18 protein-coding genes are annotated in these 17,403 nt (G+C 61.5%); 6 read left to right on the plus strand and 12 right to left on the minus strand.

Annotated elements, in window-relative coordinates:
- Positions 1–53: 53 nt before the first annotated feature.
- Complete coding sequence (locus ATY75_RS23350; RefSeq protein ID WP_088939411.1) at positions 54–584, minus strand: MarR family winged helix-turn-helix transcriptional regulator; 531 nt, start codon at positions 582–584, stop codon at positions 54–56.
- A gap of 116 nt (positions 585–700) precedes the next feature.
- On the opposite strand from ATY75_RS23350, the gene ATY75_RS23355 reads away from it, so the two are divergent.
- Both ATY75_RS23355 and ATY75_RS23360 read left to right on the plus strand, forming a co-directional pair.
- Positions 701–2,239: an MDR family MFS transporter gene (locus ATY75_RS23355; RefSeq protein WP_088939412.1), complete on the plus strand. Its 1,539-nt coding sequence runs from the start codon at positions 701–703 to the stop codon at positions 2,237–2,239.
- A 387-nt stretch (positions 2,240–2,626) separates the two neighbouring features.
- The gene (locus tag ATY75_RS23360; RefSeq protein ID WP_088939413.1) at positions 2,627–4,171 is read left to right on the plus strand and encodes a M48 family metalloprotease; all 1,545 of its coding nucleotides are present in this window, start codon (positions 2,627–2,629) and stop codon (positions 4,169–4,171) included.
- A gap of 101 nt (positions 4,172–4,272) precedes the next feature.
- Here ATY75_RS23360 and ATY75_RS23365 read toward each other — a convergent pair whose 3' ends face one another.
- The 5 genes from ATY75_RS23365 to ATY75_RS23385 all read right to left on the minus strand — a co-directional run bounded on the left by ATY75_RS23365 (position 4,273) and on the right by ATY75_RS23385 (position 10,657).
- Entirely contained in the window at positions 4,273–5,136 is an 864-nt protein-coding gene (locus ATY75_RS23365) for an RNA polymerase factor sigma-32 (RefSeq protein WP_012559312.1), read from the minus strand.
- 381 nt (positions 5,137–5,517) lie between these two features.
- Positions 5,518–6,090 carry a CarD family transcriptional regulator gene (locus ATY75_RS23370; protein ID WP_003543775.1) on the minus strand — a complete coding sequence of 191 codons (573 nt, stop codon included), beginning with the start codon at positions 6,088–6,090 and terminating at the stop codon, positions 5,518–5,520.
- 394 nt (positions 6,091–6,484) lie between these two features.
- Entirely contained in the window at positions 6,485–6,823 is a 339-nt protein-coding gene (gene fdxA, locus ATY75_RS23375) for a ferredoxin FdxA (protein ID WP_003567552.1), read from the minus strand.
- 193 nt (positions 6,824–7,016) lie between these two features.
- Positions 7,017–7,421, minus strand: coding sequence for an RNA-binding S4 domain-containing protein (locus tag ATY75_RS23380; protein ID WP_064841098.1), 405 nt, complete (start codon positions 7,419–7,421; stop codon positions 7,017–7,019).
- A gap of 2 nt (positions 7,422–7,423) precedes the next feature.
- Positions 7,424–10,657, minus strand: a complete 3,234-nt coding sequence (locus ATY75_RS23385) for a helicase-related protein (RefSeq protein WP_088939414.1) — start codon at positions 10,655–10,657, stop codon at positions 7,424–7,426.
- Positions 10,658–11,440: 783 nt separating this feature from the next.
- Here ATY75_RS23385 and ATY75_RS23390 point away from each other — a divergent pair.
- From ATY75_RS23390 to ATY75_RS34705, 3 genes are all read left to right on the plus strand, one after another.
- Complete coding sequence (locus ATY75_RS23390; protein WP_003543790.1) at positions 11,441–11,596, plus strand: DUF3309 family protein; 156 nt, start codon at positions 11,441–11,443, stop codon at positions 11,594–11,596.
- Between the two features lie 27 nt (positions 11,597–11,623).
- Entirely contained in the window at positions 11,624–11,884 is a 261-nt protein-coding gene (locus ATY75_RS23395; protein WP_003543792.1) for a glycine zipper domain-containing protein, read from the plus strand.
- A gap of 188 nt (positions 11,885–12,072) precedes the next feature.
- Positions 12,073–12,231, plus strand: a complete 159-nt coding sequence (locus ATY75_RS34705; protein ID WP_190241414.1) for a hypothetical protein — start codon at positions 12,073–12,075, stop codon at positions 12,229–12,231.
- A gap of 91 nt (positions 12,232–12,322) precedes the next feature.
- On the opposite strand, the gene ATY75_RS23400 is transcribed toward ATY75_RS34705, so the two are convergent.
- Positions 12,323–13,048 (minus strand): beta-ketoacyl-ACP reductase, encoded by a 726-nt coding sequence (locus tag ATY75_RS23400; protein ID WP_088939415.1) that lies wholly within the window; start codon positions 13,046–13,048, stop codon positions 12,323–12,325.
- A 68-nt stretch (positions 13,049–13,116) separates the two neighbouring features.
- On the minus strand, positions 13,117–14,298 hold the full coding sequence (locus ATY75_RS23405; RefSeq protein ID WP_088939416.1) for an acetyl-CoA C-acetyltransferase: 1,182 nt from the start codon (positions 14,296–14,298) through the stop codon (positions 13,117–13,119).
- 238 nt (positions 14,299–14,536) lie between these two features.
- Here ATY75_RS23405 and phaR point away from each other — a divergent pair, with 238 nt between their 5' ends.
- The gene (phaR, locus tag ATY75_RS23410) at positions 14,537–15,109 is read left to right on the plus strand and encodes a polyhydroxyalkanoate synthesis repressor PhaR (RefSeq protein ID WP_003567563.1); all 573 of its coding nucleotides are present in this window, start codon (positions 14,537–14,539) and stop codon (positions 15,107–15,109) included.
- Here the strand turns inward: phaR and ATY75_RS23415 are convergent.
- From ATY75_RS23415 to ATY75_RS23430, 4 genes are all read right to left on the minus strand, one after another.
- Positions 15,104–15,511, minus strand: coding sequence for a hypothetical protein (locus ATY75_RS23415; RefSeq protein ID WP_064841104.1), 408 nt, complete (start codon positions 15,509–15,511; stop codon positions 15,104–15,106). The genes phaR and ATY75_RS23415 overlap by 6 nt on opposite strands.
- Before the next feature lie 144 nt (positions 15,512–15,655).
- Positions 15,656–15,841: a 50S ribosomal protein L32 gene (rpmF, locus tag ATY75_RS23420; RefSeq protein ID WP_003543812.1), complete on the minus strand. Its 186-nt coding sequence runs from the start codon at positions 15,839–15,841 to the stop codon at positions 15,656–15,658.
- A 156-nt stretch (positions 15,842–15,997) separates the two neighbouring features.
- Complete coding sequence (locus ATY75_RS23425) at positions 15,998–16,645, minus strand: glutathione S-transferase family protein (RefSeq protein WP_088939417.1); 648 nt, start codon at positions 16,643–16,645, stop codon at positions 15,998–16,000.
- Positions 16,646–16,658: 13 nt separating this feature from the next.
- On the minus strand, positions 16,659–17,381 hold the full coding sequence (locus ATY75_RS23430; RefSeq protein ID WP_065092543.1) for a DUF1868 domain-containing protein: 723 nt from the start codon (positions 17,379–17,381) through the stop codon (positions 16,659–16,661).
- Between the last annotated feature and the right edge of the window lie 22 nt (positions 17,382–17,403).

Consider the following 17,403-nt stretch of genomic DNA (forward strand, 5'->3'; position numbering starts at 1 on the left):
GCGCAAACCGGGGGTGGAGGGGAAGGGGCGCCGGCCGATCCGCCACGTTCACCTCAGCCCGGCGTATCCTTATCGCGGGACAGAAAGATCGCTTCGTAACCGCCGATGAAACGATCGAACAGGGCCGCGAAGCGATCGACATCCTCTTCGGGCCAATCGGAAACAATCTCGGAAATGATCGCAAGTTTCTGTGCGCGGATTTCTGCAAGCAGCGCCTCGCCCGCTGCCGTCATGACCACGACGATCCGCCGCGCATCGGCCTGCGAGGCCTCGCGGCGCAGAACGTTGCGGGTCACCATCTCGGCCACCACCCGGCTAGCCCGGGACGGATCGATGCGCAGCATCTCCGCGATCAGGCCGACCGTCACCTCGCCGGCGGGCTGCGCCCTGCGCACGGCATCGAGCACATCGAGATGCGAAAGCTCGAGACCCGGTGCGGCGCTCTGGATCGCCAGCCGGCCGATCAGCCGCCGCCCGGTCATCAGCCGCATACGCGCCATGCTCCGGCCGATAAGAGACACGTTTTCGTCGTCCGGCTCGGCGGCCTGGCTGCTGGACAGGATCCTGGTCAGGGCTTCATTCATGACGACACCATAACAGAGCGGAAGCCGAAATTGAATATGCCGAGGTCATTAATGTGCCATTGACAACTATATGCTAATAGCACATAAATTATCCATCGGATCGGAATGATGCTCCCATGGACATGCAACTCGCGCCTGCGCCGCTCGTGACGGATCCTCGTCGCCGGCTTATCCTCTTTTTCTTCCTGATGACCGCCATGTTCATGGCGACGCTGGATAATCAGATCGTTTCCACAGCGCTGCCGACGATCGTCGGCGAATTCGGCCATCTCGAGCGTTTCGGCTGGATCGGCTCGGCCTATCTCCTGTCGCTCAGCGCCGTCATGCCGCTCTATGGTAAACTCGGCGATCTCTTCGGCCGAAAATATGTGATGATGACGGCGATCATGATCTTCACCCTCGGCTCGGCGGTCTGCGGCCTCGCGGTCTCGATGAACACGCTGATCGCCGCCCGCGTGCTGCAGGGTCTCGGCGGCGGCGGCATTATGGTGTCGATCTTCGCCGTCAACGCCGATCTGTTCGAGCCGCGCGAGCGGGCGCGTTATCAGAGTTATTCCAGCCTCGTGCTGATGGCGTCGGGCGCGATCGGTCCGGTGCTCGGCGGCACGATGAGCGATCTTTTCGGCTGGCGCTCGATCTTCCTCGTCAACGTGCCGATCGGCGTCATCGTCCTCACCGGTCTCGCCTTCATGCTGCCCTATCGCAGGCCGCATCGCCGCCCCAGGATCGATTATGCCGGCGCGCTGCTGCTCGCCCTGACGACGACCAGCATGGTGCTTGCCACCGACAGCAGCGAATTGTTCGGCGCATTGGTCTCGCCGCAGAGTATCGGCATCGTCGCCTTCGGAATCGTCTGCGCCGTCACCTGGGTGTTCGTCGAGCGCCGCGCGCCGGAGCCGATCGTGCCGCTGGACCTCTTTCGCAATTCCACCTTCAGCCTGCTGTTGCTGATCTCGATCATGGGTGGTGCCATCGCTATCGGCATGGTCAACTATCTCGCCCTCTTTCTGCAGACAACCACCGGCCTTTCGCCCTCTGCCGCCGGCCTTCTCTTCATCCTTCTGACGGGCGGCCTCGTCTGTGGATCGCTGTCGGCCGGCCGCATCATCTCGAAGACCGGCCGCTACAAGCCCTTCGCCATTGCAAGCCTGACCTGCAGCGCCATCGCCTTCGCACTGATGTCGCAGATCCACGCGGGAACGTCGATCGCTCTCATCGGCGCGATCATGATGCTGCATGGCATCGGCATCGGCCTTGCCCAGCAGGTTCCCGTCATCGGCGTCCAGAATGCAGCGCCTGCCCGCGACGTCGGCGCCGCCACCGGCTCGGTGACGCTGTCGCGCATGGGAGGCGCGTCGATCGCCATCTCCATCTATGGCGCCATCATCGCTTCCGGGCTCGGCAAGGTCGGCGTCTCGATTCCCGGTGTCGCCGACATCGAACAGCTGACGCCGAAAATGATGGCTTCCCTTCCCGAAGCGAGCCGCCGGGCCGTCGCCGATATCTATGCGGCCGCCTTCTCGCCGCTCTTCATGACCGCCTGCGCCATTGCGCTGATCGGCCTTACCGCCGCCATCATGCTGAAACCTGTGCAGCTGCCTCGCACCGGTGAGGTGAAGATGCCGCAACCGACGACGGCGGAAGCCGCGGAATAACCGAATCGGACCCGCGGATACCTCATCCCAAGGCGTTGCTTCCCCATAGCAGCTATCTGGGATTGCAATTTTCTCGCATTGCCGCCGCTGTTGGCCCGGTTGTTTCAATCAACCCGTTCTTTTTCTGCGCCGCCGACGAATCTCGGCTTCGTGACGGAACTTTCGCCATAATTTCATCCGAGCGAAGGGAGGCCTCATGCCCCGAGGCTTGCCAAAATGCAACGCCGCCACATTTAAGCAGAGTCTCGCTATGCAACCGATGCGTAAATCAGCTACAGCAAGGACTTGTATCGGCCGATTGTGCAGCGCGAAATCAGGGGTGCGCACCTGTTGAATTCCCCTTGCCACGGTCGGTGCCAATCTGCGGCGAATCGGCAAAATAGCGACATGATGCGGAGAACCAGACTGGACAGCTTGACGACGTGGAAATCGCCCGCGCTTTCCAGTGATGCCATCTCCGCGCCGTGGCGCATCGCGCGCCGCCTGATGCTGCTGTCGGCCGTCGCAATGGCGCTGAATGGCTGTCAAACGCTGATCGAGCAATCCTATCAGCCGAGCGTCTCGCCGTCTTCCAATCCGCAGATCGTCGACGAGGTGCAGAAGAACGACCCGCGCGCGGCGATGGGCGCCCGTGAACATCCGCGCATCGTCGCAAGCTACGGCGGCGAATACAAGGACGCCAAGACCGAGCGCCTGGTCGCCCGCATCGCCGGCGCGCTGACGGCGGTGTCGGAAAATCCGAGCCAGTCCTACCGCATCACCATCCTGAATTCGCCGGCGATCAACGCCTTTGCGCTGCCGGGCGGTTATCTCTACGTCACCCGCGGCCTGCTTGCCCTTGCCAACGACGCCTCCGAGGTTGCCGCTGTGCTGTCGCACGAGATGGGCCACGTGACGGCGAACCACGGCATCGAGCGACAGAAGCGCGAAGAGGCCGAGGTCATCGCCAGCCGCGTTGTCGCCGAGGTCCTCTCCAGCGATATCGCCGGCAAGCAGGCGCTGGCCCGCGGCAAGCTGCGGCTCGCCGCCTTCTCCCGCCAGCAGGAATTGCAGGCCGATGTCATCGGCGTGCGCATGCTCGGCGAAGCCGGCTACGACCCCTATGCCGCTGCCCGTTTCCTCGATTCCATGGCGGCGTACAGTCGCTTCATGTCGGTCGATCCCGAAGCCGACCAGAGCCTCGACTTCCTGTCGAGCCATCCGAACTCGGCCCAGCGCATCGAGCTTGCCCGCACCCATGCGCGCGCCTTCGGCCAGGAAGGCGCGGTCGGCGACAAGGGCCGTGACTATTATCTCGACGGCATAGACGGCCTGCTCTACGGCGACAGCCCTGAGGAAGGCTATGTGCGCGGCCAGACCTTCCTGCATGGCGGCCTCGGCATCCGCTTCGACGTGCCGCCCGACTTCCACATCGACAACAAGGTCGAAGCGGTGATGGCGACCGGCCCGAACGACATCGCCGTCCGCTTCGACGGCGTCGCCGACAATCAGAACCAGAGCCTTACCAACTATATCTCCAGCGGCTGGGTGACCGGCCTCGACCCCTCGACCATACAGCCGGTCACCATCAACGGCATGGAAGCGGCCACCGCGCGCGCCAGCGCCGACCGCTGGGATTTCGACGTCACCGTCATCCGCAACAATTCGCAGATCTTCCGCTTCCTGACCGCCGTTCCGAAAGGCAGCGACGCGCTCGAGCCGACGGCCAATGTCCTGCGCGCGAGTTTCCGGCGCATGACGCCGGCAGAGGCGGCCTCGCTGAAGCCGCTGCGCATCCGCGTCGTCACCGTCCGGCCGGGTGAAAACATCTCGACGCTCGCCGCCCGCATGATGGGCACCGATCGCAAGCTCGATCTCTTCAAACTCATCAATGCCCTGCCCACCGGTGCAGCCGTTTCACCAGGCGATCGCGTCAAGATCATCGCCGAATAAAAAAGCCCGGCTTACGCCGGGCGAGTCAGTGCTGCTGGAGGGAATGAATTTTACCGCGCCGTGCGTCTCTCGACGCGTTACGGGCGCTGTAGCGCTTAAATCTAAGCATAGGCCGCCATGTGCGGATCGGCGCTGACCAATGCGCTGCGGAGCTTCTCCATTGCCCGGCTTTCGATCTGCCGCACGCGCTCCTTGGAAATACCGAGATCGGCACCGAGTTCTTCGAGCGTGGCGCCGTCTTCGGCCAGACGCCGGGCGCTGATGATCTTCATCTCGCGTTCGTTGAGATGTTTCAGCGCCGAGGCCAGCCAGACGCGGCGGCGCTCGCCGTCGATCATGTTGGAAACCTGCTCGTCCGGCAGGGGATCATCGCTGACGAGGAAATCCATCTTCTCCGCGCTCTCGGCATCGCCGGAGACCGAAGGCGCCTGCAGCGAGGCGTCGTTGCCGGAAAGCCTGGCATCCATCGTCTGCACGTCGGCGAGGCTGACGCCGAGCGCGGCGGCGATTTCCTGGTGAATGGACTGCAGTGTCAGCTGCGTGTCGCCCTTGGCGAGCTTGGCGCGCAGACGGCGCAGATTGAAGAACAGCGCCTTCTGCGCCGAACTCGTGCCGCCGCGCACGATCGACCAGTTGCGCAGGATATAATCCTGGATCGACGCCCTGATCCACCAGCTTGCATACGTGGAAAAGCGCACGTCGCGTTCCGGCTCGAAGCGGGCGGCCGCCTCCAGAAGGCCGACATAGCCCTCCTGCACGAGATCGCTCATCGGCAGGCCGAAATTGCGGAACTTGCCCGCCATGGATATGACGAGCCGCATATGAGCCATGGCGATCTGGTTGCGCGCGCCGCGATCGTCATGATCCTTCCAGCGGATGGCGAGATCGTGTTCTTCCTGACGGGCGAGATAGGGGGCGGCCATCGCGATCTTGATCATGCGCCGGTCTGCAGACATGTTCTTCATTTCGATCTCCTGAAACAGGCCTCTCGCCCTAAATGAACAATAAAACGCGCCTTCCGGAACATCGCTGTCCGGACTGAATGGGGTTCTGAATGCATGAAGGCCTCGCCCCTGGACTTTTCAGGGGGAGGCCCTATTTCTCATCATGGGCCGTTGAGACGGCCGGGCTGGACCTGTTTCTTCACCTTGCCGGATGGGCAATATTGAAAAGGCATGATCCGCTCCTCATCGAACATTGACGGAATGGCAGTTCGCCCGTCGAGGCCCATCGCGCCCCGCGAGCAGTCCGCAGTTACGTATGTTAAACGCGGCAGTCGGGAAAAAGTTCCAATAAAAAAACCCGGCTTGCGCCGGGTTTTTTGATCGGGAAAAAACTGAAGCGCCTTAGGCGGCTTCGTCCTGCGAATCGTCTTCTTCGATCGCCTTGCCGCGCTTCGGACCCTTGTTGAGATTGGTCTCGACGAGGCGAACGGCTTCGGTTTCCGACATCTTGTTGACGGCGGCGATTTCGCGCGCCATGCGGTCGAGCGCAGCCTCATAAAGCTGGCGCTCGGAATAGGACTGCTCGGGCTGGTTCTCGGCACGATAGAGATCACGCACGACTTCAGCGATCGAAATCAGGTCGCCGGAATTGATCTTGGCATCATATTCCTGAGCGCGGCGGGACCACATGGTGCGCTTGACGCGCGCCTTGCCCTGCACGACCTTCAATGCACGCTCGACGAAATCCGTTTCCGAAAGCTTGCGCATGCCGATGCTCATCGCCTTGGCGACCGGAACCTTCAGACGCATCTTGTCCTTTTCGAAATCGATAACGAAAAGTTCAAGCTTCATGCCGGCAACTTCTTGCTCTTCGATTGCGGTGATGGTACCGACGCCGTGAGCGGGGTAGACGATCGATTCACCGGTCTTGAAGCCATGGCGAGCTGTGGAAGGCTTTTTCTGCTGAGTCGTCATTCTATTCAAAAACTCCCTGTTACGCTTCCGGCGGCGGCCGGAGCCGGGTCAGTCAGGCCCGGGTGAGACGGTAGTATCCGTCGGGTGACTTCACTCTGGTCCCATCGGTCAAAAGCAAAGAACTTCTTGCGCACGATCTTGGGACCCGGCGCTCAAAGCGTTGATATGTCACGGAAACCGCGTACGGATTTGTTTTGCTTTCGTGATGGTTTTGGGCATGCGTCATGCCACAAATGGAACAGTATGCAAAACCTATCATAAAAATATGAGGAAATCAATAATTTGCTTCACTTGAGTCATGCGGGCAACACATGTCACCCATATGCCTCGCGCAGCTTTTAAACCATTTTGCCCCGCAGCCGCCCAAATCCGGCAACCGAATTCAGGCGCCGTCTCAGTCGCCGGAACCGGGTTTCTCAGAGAAATATTTCTCGAACTTTCCGGTCTCGCCGTCCATTTCCTTCGCCTCGGGCAAAGGGTCCTTCTTGACCGTGATATTCGGCCAGATGGTGGCATATTCGGTATTGATCTTCAGCCATTTGTCGAGGCCCGGCTCAGTATCGGGCTTGATCGCCTCGGCGGGACATTCCGGCTCGCAGACGCCGCAATCGATGCATTCGTCAGGATGGATGACGAGGAAATTCTCGCCCTCATAGAAGCAGTCGACAGGGCAGACTTCCACGCAGTCGGTGTATTTGCACTTGATGCAATTGTCGGTCACGACATAGGTCATGAAGAACTCCAGGATTCCATGCGGATGGGGCCGGGCAACCTGGAACGTCGCGCCTATCCCCGTGCCGGAGGAAAAGCGTGGGCAGGCTTGGGAGGCAAGCACGCTTCCGGCAGGTTGTCAGTGACGTATCGGCTTTAACGCCGGATTTCAAGGACAAACGATCTGCAAAAGCCGCCGCCGCGGGCAGAGTTTTCTAATCCTCGTCCGACATCAGCCTATCGATTGCGCGTCGTTCCTTTTTGGTCGGACGGCCGGCGCCGGTCGCCCGGATCGCCTGCTCGTAGGGGGTGAGGCGTTTTGCCTCATCGGGCGGCGGCGACAGGTCCTCGTAGAGCAGGCGGGCCTCCTCGTAGGGGCCGCGCCGCTCGCCCGCCAGGCGCATGATGAGAACGACATCGCGCCGCTCCAGCGTCAGCTCGATCCGGTCGCCCGGCTTGACCATCTGGCTTGGATGGTTGCAACGCTCGCCGTTGATGCGCACATGGCCCGACTGGATATGGCTCTGCGCCAATGAGCGCGACTTCACCATGCGCGCGAAGAACAGCCACTTGTCGATGCGCTGGCGCGAACCGCTTGTCGGCTGTGTCTCCCCGCTCATGATTACTTCTTCATCTGCTCCTTGAGAGCCGCGAGCTTGGCGAAGGGTGAATCCGGATCGATCGGCTTCTCCTTGCGCGGCGGCTTGGCCTCGAAGCGCAGCGGCTGCGAACCGCCGCGGTTGTTGTTGCGATCGTTGCGGTCATTTCGCTCGCCGCGATCCTTGCGGTCCTGCCGATCGCCACGCGGCTGGTCGCTCCGTGGCTGGTTGTTGCGGTCGCCTCTTGCCTGCTGCGGCCGGCCGCCATCGCGGCCGCCGCCGTCCTTGCCGCGGCTGTGACGATTATTGTCGCGCCCTTCCCCGCCGCGATTGCCTTCGCCGCCTTCACCGCCGCCCGGCCGGCGATTGCGATCGCCGCGGTCCTGGTTCTGACCGCGCTCCTGGCCCTGGCCGCCACGGCGATCGCCGTGCCCACCGCGCGCCTGGCGCTGATTGTCGTTGCGGCCGCCGAGACGCCACAGAAGAACCGGCTTCGGTTCCGCCGGCTCGCCGGCTTCCCCGGAAGCGGATGCCTCAGACGTCGATGCCGTCTCCGTGGGAGCGGAAGCGTCATCCGGAGCGGATGCCTCGATCGCTTGATCAGGAGCGGCGGTTTCGGCCGCCACCGGCGTGTCGACATCAGCCGAAGCCGCCTCGGTTGCGGATGGCTCGGCAGCCGTCTCTTCCGCCGCGCCGTCGGCATCGTCGTGATCGGCCTTTTCGGCCGTCTCGTCGGCAGGCGTTTCCGCGGTCGTTACTGGCACTGCGGCGGTATCCTGCGTCGCAAGATGTGCCGATGCTTCTTCCGCCTTCACCGCATCGGCGCGATAGCCGAGACCCTTGAGGATTTCTTCCATGTCCTCGAGCGTCGCGCCGAGGATCGACAGCATCGCCGTCGTCGTCGTGAAGCGGCGGCCGTCATAGGCGCCCTCCGGGCGATTTGCCTGACCTGGCTTCCACTGCAGCAGCGGCCGGATGATATCGGCAAGCCGTTCGAGGATGTCGATGCGCACGGCGCGCTTGCCGAGGAAGCGGAAGCCGGCGAGCTTGTAGAACATCCGCTCGAAACTCGGATCGGTGACGACGGAGGTGCGGCCGGCGGCAAGCACCGGAATGAGATCGCCGTAGCCCGGTTTGTCCAGACCGTCGTTCTTCAGCGCCCAGAGCAGCGTGATGAGTTCGGCCGGCGCCGGCTTCAGAAGTGCCGGGACGAAGATATGGTAGGCGCCGAAACGCACGCCGTAGCGGCGCATCGAGGCGCGCGCCTCCTGGTCGAGCGATTTGACCTCCTCGGTCACGTCGCGGCGGAACAGCACGCCGAGATTCTCGACGAGCTGGAAGGCCAGCCCCTTGGCCAGACCCTGCAGGTCCTCGGCGCGCGATAGATCGTCGAGCGGCTTCAGCACCGTGCTAATATGATGATTGACGAAGCGCTCGACACGGGCGGCGACATGATCGCGGGCATTGCCCGTCAACTGTTCGTCGGCCAGCAGAATCACGCGCGGACGCATGACGTGCTCGCTGCCCGAAAGCCGCGCCACCGGGTCGCCGATCCAACGGATCAACCCGTCCGAGCCGATTGCCAGGTCGCTGTTGCCGGCGGCGTGGATTCGCGCCGCACGGGCCTCGAATTCGAGCGCAAGCGCTTTCTGCGACGCAGCCTGAACCGCCTTGGCATCCGGTCCGTCCGTTCCCGCCACCGGCGTGAAACGGAATCCGCTCAATTGCCCTACATGATGTCCTTCAACGAAGACATCGCCATTCACACTGATTTCAGCTTCCAGCATCGCATTCTCTCTCAGGCGCTTCATGAGCACAGATGTCCTGCGATCAACAAAGCGTTTCGTCAACCTTTCATGTAACGCGTCGGACAATCGATCTTCGATTTCCCGCGTCTTTTCCTGCCAGTGTGTCGGATCGGCAAGCCAACCAGGCCGATTCGAAACATAGGTCCAGGTTCTTATCTGCGCGATTCGCGCCGAAAGCGTGTCAATTTCCCCATCTGTCCGATCGGAGCGATGAACCTGCTCCGCAAGAAATTGCTCATTCACCGTGCCATAGCGGACGAGATCGGAAAAGAGGGTCGAGATAAGATCGGCATGTTGTGCCGGGGTGATACGCCGATAGTCGGGAAGCGCGCAAGCCTCCCACAGTTTTTCGACGCGGGCCGGCCTGTCGGCAAGGTCGATGACCTCGGGATAACGCGAAAGCTGTTCCAGCGCCTGCTGGTCGACCGCAGGCAGCGCCCGCGTCAGCCCCGGCACGCGCGGCCCCGCCTCGAGGCTTATCCGCAAGGATTGAATCGAGGAGAAGTCCATCTCGGTCGTGCGCCACTGCAAAACCTTGACGTTGTCGAATTCGTGCCCCTCGATGCGCTGCACCAGTTCCTCGTCGAAGGGCGAGACCTGCCCGGTGACGCCGAAGGTACCGTCGCGCACGTGCCGCCCGGCGCGCCCGGCAATCTGGCCGAGTTCTCCCGGATTGAGATTGCGGAACTGGTAGCCGTCGAATTTCCGGTCCTGGGCGAAGGCGACGTGATCGACATCGAGGTTGAGACCCATGCCGATCGCATCGGTCGCCACCAGATATTCGACATCGCCAGCCTGATAAAGCGCCACCTGCGCATTGCGGGTGCGCGGGCTGAGCGCGCCGAGCACCACAGCCGCGCCGCCGCGCTGCCGGCGGATAAGCTCGGCGATGGCATAGACCTCGTCGGCCGAGAAGGCGACGATGGCCGAGCGCTGCGGCAGCCGGGTGATCTTCTTCTGCCCGGCATAGAAAAGATGCGAAAGCCGCGGCCGCTCGACGATCGTGATGCCGGGCAGGAGCTGCTGCAGGATCGGCTGCATCGTCGCAGCACCAAGCAGCAGCGTTTCCTCGCGGCCGCGAAGATGCAGGATCCGGTCGGTAAAGATATGGCCTCGCTCGAGATCGCCGGCGAGTTGCACCTCGTCGATCGCGACGAAGGCGGCCTTGGTCTCGCGCGGCATCGCCTCGACGGTGCAGACAGAAAATCGGGCATTGGGCGGCGAAATCTTTTCCTCGCCGGTGACCAGCGCCACATTCTGCGCGCCGACCTTCTCCACCACCCGCGTATAGACCTCGCGCGCCAGCAGCCGGAGCGGCAGGCCGATCACGCCGGTCCCGTGCGCGACCATGCGCTCGATGGCATAATGGGTCTTACCGGTATTGGTCGGCCCGAGCACCGCGGTCACACCGCGTCCGCTCAGAATCATCGGCTGCGAAGTCAGAGTCATGGTCCATGCAAATGAGGCAGGCAGCCCCCGGGAAAAGAGTGCCTCCGCGAGGGAAGCCAGAGAACACATGGACAGCCGCCGCCGCAAACGCAAGGGCAGATTTCAAAATGCTTCGGCGATTACGACCTTTGCGAGTCACGCGTAGCGCCCGGATCTGCGAATCGGAACAGCGTGAGAACGAATCAGCGACGAATCGCTGACTCCTGCTGATTCAGCTTTTGTTCACGGCTAAGTATTGATTTTGAATCACTTTTTTCCACTAGATGCTGAATCACCGTACTCCCTGTCCCTCGCATTTTCGTCGCCACGAACAACGACTCCGTCCGGCGGCGAGCAATCGTAAATTGCGCCCGAAATTAACCTGTCGACCAAAGCCGGAACGAATCGGCGACGAATCGCCGACCCTGTCGGTTTCGCGTTTCGTTCACGGCCACATCTGGTGGCGACATTGCGTCCATGCGCTAGATGCGGATCGCCGACCGGCCTCCCTGCTCCGCCTTGCCCCATCGGCATTAATCTTTCGAAAGCCGGATTCAGATGCCGTTAAGATCGATGGCGCCCGATCAAAAACGGAACGAATCGCTGACGAATCGGCGACATCGGGACCTTCTTGCTTTGTTCACCGCAACATATTGTATTTAAAGATCTTTTTAACCATATGAGCAGGTTTCCGCTGGGTCGTGGGTCAGGAGGCGTCACATTTCCTGGCGTAACCGGGAACAAAAATCGCCAATGCGTGTTTCTCGTCCATTCAAATTGCCGATGAAATGAAGGAAACACACCATGCTTGGCACGATACTTCTTGTTATCCTCATTCTGCTCTTGATCGGAGCCTTGCCGAATTGGGGTTATAGCCGTGGCTGGGGCTATGGACCTTCTGGCGGTTTGGGGCTAGTTCTCGTGATTATCATTATCCTTGTACTCATGGGCCGCATCTAAAGGCCAACAAACCTGGGGAGTTACGACATGATGAAGAAGATTGTTCTTATTGGTGCCCTCGTCGGCGCCCTGGCATCCTGCACAGCGACCGAGCAGGGCACGGCGATCGGCGCCGGCACCGGTGCGGTCATCGGCGGTGCCGTCACCAACAGCTGGGGTGGTGCCGCCGTCGGCGCCGTTGCCGGCGGTCTCACCGGCGCTCTCATCGGCCAGTCGGTCGAACGCCGCGGCTACTGCGTCTATCGCGACCGCTACGGCCGCCGCTACGAGGCCCGTTGCCGCTACTGACCAGCAAAAGCATTTCGGACTTCCCAACGGGCGCTTCGGCGCCCGTTTTTCTTTGCCCGCCTGTCAACACGGTGTTGACGATCGGTCGCGAAAGCCGAACCTACCGACTCCGTCGGGCAGGGGCATATTTCCTTCATGAGCGCAGTGGGTAGGCCAAGCCGCCCGGCGCATTTGAAAGGAACGTTTCCATGGGTCAGATTTTCCTGAATTCCGCCGTCGCCATTCTCATCGCCTCGGCTTTCCTGGCAACCGCGATCTCAGCTCTTCGCGGCCAGGATCGCCCGCTGCAGCGCGTACCGGCCAAGGCTCCCCGACGGCATCCCCCAAACGCCGGCGACCGCTCCTGAACTTCCCCAGGAGGGCATCCATACAAAAAGCGATAGCGCATCCGGCAGGACACACTATCGCTTTCAAATCGAATCCGATTTTCGAGGTAGGTTAGACGAAGAACTGCCCGCCATTGGCCGTCAGCGTCGAGCCGGTGATGAAGCCGGCATCGTCGGAGGCGAGGAAGGTCACGCAGCGCGCGATCTCCTCGGGTTCGCCGAGGCGGCCGACGGGAATCTGCGGAATGATGCGTTCGTTCAGCACCTTCTCCGGCACGGCGAGCACCATCTCGGTCCCGATGTAACCGGGGCAGATGGCGTTGACGGTGATGTTCTTGGCCGCCCCTTCCTGGGCCAGCGCCTTGGTGAAGCCGAGATCGCCGGCTTTGGCCGCCGAATAATTCGCCTGACCCATCTGTCCCTTCTGGCCGTTGATCGACGAGATATTGACGATGCGGCCGAAGCTGCGGTCGCGCATGCCGGTCCAGACCTGATGCGTCATATTGAACAGGCCGGTGAGGTTGGTATTGATCACCTCGTGCCATTGCTGCGGCGTCATCTTGTGGAACATCGCGTCGCGGGTGATGCCGGCATTGTTGACGAGCACGTCGACCGGCCCGATCTCGCTTTCGATCCTGGCAATCCCCTCGCCGCAGGCGGCATAATCCGAAACGTCCCATTTGAACACCGGAACGCCGGTGGCCTCGTGGAAGGCTTTGGCTTTCTCGTCGTTGCCGGCATAATTGGCGGCAACCCTGTATCCGGCGTTTTTCAGCGCCACGGATATCGCCGCGCCGATGCCGCGTGTACCCCCGGTGACCAAAGCCACTCTGCTCATGTTCCGCTCCCTTTTTGTTTTCGCCCCGCCGTGGCGGGATTTTCAATCAATGACGGATCGCATGCTGTTTAAAGTGCTTCGAAGCACATGGCGACACCCATGCCGCCGCCGATGCAAAGCGTCGCCAGGCCCTTCTTGGCACCGCGGCGCTTCATTTCGAACAGCAGCGTGTTGAGAACGCGCGCCCCCGAAGCGCCGATCGGATGGCCGATCGCGATCGCCCCGCCGTTGACGTTGACGATCGCCGGATCCCAGCCGAGATCCTTGGTGACGGCGCAGGCCTGCGCCGCAAAAGCCTCGTTGGCTTCGACGAGATCGAGATCGCCGACCAACCAGCCGGCCTTTTCGAGCGCCTTGCGGGACGCCGGAATCGGGCCGGTGCCCATGATGGAAGGATCGACGCCCGCCGTTGCCCAGGAAACGATGCGGGCGAGCGGCTGGATGCCGCGCCGGACCGCTTCAGCTTCGCTCATCAGCACCGCCGCGGCCGCACCGTCGTTGAGGCCGGAGGCATTCGCGGCCGTAACCGTGCCCTCCTTGTCGAAGGCCGGGCGCAGCTTGCCCATTGCCTCCAGTGTGGCGCCGTGGCGGATATATTCGTCGGCATCGACGGTCACGTCGCCCTTACGCGTCTGGATGACATAGGGGATGATCTCGTCGGCAAAGCGGCCGGCCTTCTGCGCCGCCTCCGCCTTGTTCTGCGAGGCGACGGCGAACTGATCCTGCTCGTCGCGCGAAAGCTGCCACTGACGCGCGATATTCTCGGCGGTGATACCCATGTGGTAACCGTGGAAGGCGTCCGTCAGGCCGTCCTTGATCATCGTGTCGACCATCTTCGCGTCGCCCATCTTGACGCCACCGCGCAAGTGCATGGCATGCGGCGCCATCGACATGGATTCCTGGCCGCCGGCAACGATGATCTTGGCGTCGCCGGTGGCGATCTGCTGCATGCCGAGTGCGACGGCGCGCAGACCGGACCCGCAGAGTTGATTGACGCCCCAAGCCGTCGCCTCCTTCGGAATTCCGGCCTTCATCGCCGCCTGGCGGGCGGGGTTCTGGCCCTCGCCGGCAGCGAGCACCTGGCCGAGGATCACCTCATCCACTTCGCCGGCATCGACGCCGGCGCGCGCGAGCGCACCCTTGATGACGGCCGCGCCGAGTTCATGCGCGGGGACTGATGCGAAAGCGCCGTTGAACGAGCCAACGGCCGTTCGACCTGCGCTGGCGATGACGATGGATGAATTGCTCATGGTGACGCTCCTCGTTTTCGTCTCACTTACATAAGACGAAACTGGCAAAGCTTGGAGCGCAAGTCAAACGCGAAGACCGGCCGCCGTCATTTTTCGGCGGTCGCCGCGAAAGCCCGATTCATCTGCTCTGTGAAAGGTTTGCCGCATCGCACAAAGAGATTGTCACCGGCCTTCTTTTGCGTCTACAGTCTGAAGTGGAGGAATATCCATAATTCAGACGGGGGTCCAGGAGACTGATATGGCGAAGCATGAGGGTCAGATAGTCATCAAGAAATACGCCAATCGCCGGCTATACAATACGGGCACCAGCACCTACGTCACGCTGGAAGACCTGGCGGAGATGGTGAAGAAGGGCGAAGAATTTACCGTCCAGGATGCAAAAAGCGGAGATGACATCACCCATTCGGTGCTGACCCAGATCATCTTCGAACAGGAATCGAAGACCGGCAACACGCTTCTCCCGATCTCCTTCCTGCGCCAGCTCATCACCTATTACGGCGACCAGATGCAGATGGTCGTGCCGAGCTTCCTCGAACATTCGATGCGCGCCTTCACCGAACAGCAGTCGCAGATGCGCGAGCAGGTGAACCGCGCCTTCGGCGAAACACCGCTCGGCAAGAACCTGCAACTGCCGATGCAGATGGTCGAAGATCAGGTGCGCCGCAATACCGAGCTATTTCAGCAGGCGATGCAGATGTTCTCGCCCTTCATGACGCCGCCTGCCAAGGAAAGCCGCAAGGCCGAAGCCAAGGATATCGATGAGCTGAAGGAACAGCTCCGCGCCCTTCAGAACAAGCTCGACAACCTATAATCCGATCGAGACATCCCGCCCGGCGCTTCGGATCGAGACGGCAAACCCGCCGATCACATCGATCAGAGCGATCGTCATCAAAATGAAGAAGACCTGCGTCGCAGCATCCCGGACGAGCAGAAACTCGACCAGGAAGGCGATGAATACCAGCATCGACAAGATGTGGTTGATGAGGTTGCCCGGGCCGGTTCTGGTTGCCTTCAGGATTTCGAAAAACAGCACGACAAGCGCTATGACGATGAAAAGGTCGCCGAGCGCCATGCTCCAGATCGCGCCTGATATCATCGACAATACGATGACATCGTGCTGCAGTGCCGGAATACCGCCATCGCCCATCAGGCCGAGCATCGCCAGATTGTAGAGAATAAACGGGATAATCATCAGCGGCATTGCGGCTATCATCGGCAATCTCCTTGGCGGGTGGAGGAATACTGCCGCAAACCGTTGCCCCACGGCAAGTCGCCGCAAATATTATATCGCCGAATATGAAAAGGCCGGCGTGACGCCGGCCTTGAAATTAGTCGATCGGACGAGCCGGATCGGAAATTATGCGCTTTCCTTCGGCGTCAGAACCTGGCGGCCGCGGTACATGCCGGTCTTCAGGTCGATATGATGCGGGCGGCGCAGTTCGCCGGAGTTCTTGTCTTCGACATAGGTCGGAGCCTTCAGCGCGTCAGCCGAACGGCGCATACCGCGCTTGGACGGGCTTGTTTTTCTCTTCGGTACAGCCATTTCTCTTACTCCACTTGCGGGCAGAACATTCCCACGGCCAGACTGGCGGCCGAAACGGACATGTCGCGATTTCGGAAATTTTGCGCGCTTATACATGCAAGGGGCGGCCTTGACCAGTCCCCACGCATATTTTTTGACACACCGACGATTCGCCGTTCAGACTTCGTCTTCCGGCACGATCCAAGGCTCGGCGCGCGCCGCCTCTTCCCATTTCCGCCAGGCCGGATGCGCCTTCATGGTCTGCATATAGGCAAGCGTATCGCTTCGGTTGACGAGGTCATAAATCTCGAAGCGGTTGACGACGGGCGCAAACATCGCATCTGCGCCTCCGAACGCGCCGAAGAGAAACGGCCCGCCGGATTGCTGCAACAGGTCGCGCCAGATCGCCTCGATGCGGCGAATATCGGCATCGACGCCATCCAGCAATGCGATCCTGGCTTTCGGCCGGCGGATATTCATCGGGCAGGCGCTCCGCAGAGCCCGGAAGCTTGAGAGCATTTCCATCGAAACCGAACGGGCGAGCGCCCGCTGGGCGCGATCCGCAGGCAGAAGACCGGCGTCCGGATAAAGCTCGGCGGCATATTCGATGATCGCCAGCGATTCCCAGATCTTCAATGCGCCATGCCGCAGAAGCGGCACGCGCCCGGTCGGAGATACCGCCTTGATATTGGGATTGCCGCCGGCGTCGTCGAAGGGGATCAGAACCTCCTCGAAATCGATGCCGACGCCCGTCAGCGCCATCCAGGGCCGGAACGACCAGGAGGAATAGTTCTTGTTGGCGATATAGAGCGTCGGTCTGTCCATGGGCGTCTCCCGTTCAGGCGTCGAAATCGAAGATCAGCAATTCGTGGAAATGGTTCATGTCCTCGAACACGCAGAATGCCGGCGGCATCAACTCGAAAACAGGAGCCTTGCGGCGGACATCCTCGGCCACCTCGTCGAGCATCGCCTGCCAGCGCGGCAAGGCTTCGTCCTCCAGCCGCTCGATCGGATAGGAGAAGGTCATGTGGAACCTGTAGTCTTCATGGTTGGGCTGGCGATAGCCGAGAAGATCAGCAAAGGCGTCGCGCCAGGCGCGCATCACCTTGCGGTCGTTCTCCGTCGCTCCGTCGACCAGCAGGCCCGACGGGCGAGCTCCGACGACGGCGACCTTGAAGGGGGCCGCCATCGAGAAACCTTCGAGCCGCGCCGCCATCAGTTCGGTCATGTCGTCGATCGGCGTCTCGAGCGGCAGATCGACCGGCCAGCAATCCTGCCGGCGCCTGGTCTCGATGGTCCCTTCGAAAAGCGTCATGTGGAGGCTTGATATCGGCGTGAAGAGGAACTGCCGGGCCTCCGGCATCGCCAGATATTTGTCACGCGCCTCGATCAGCACCGTCTGCGTCCGCGAGCCTTTCTCGGTATGACAGACGATGGTGTTGCCGGCCTCAGGCAGAAAGCCGCCGGCCTTGCGATAGCGGCTGCCGAGATGGGCGGGCGGGTTCGGATTGTGCGTCTTCGAATATAGAAGAAGCTCGGGTGAAAACGTCGTGGCGATCATGGGCGACTCGGGAGCTCGGGTT

It is taken from the genome of Rhizobium sp. N122, from assembly GCF_002211295.1.
GTDB lineage: Bacteria > Pseudomonadota > Alphaproteobacteria > Rhizobiales > Rhizobiaceae > Rhizobium.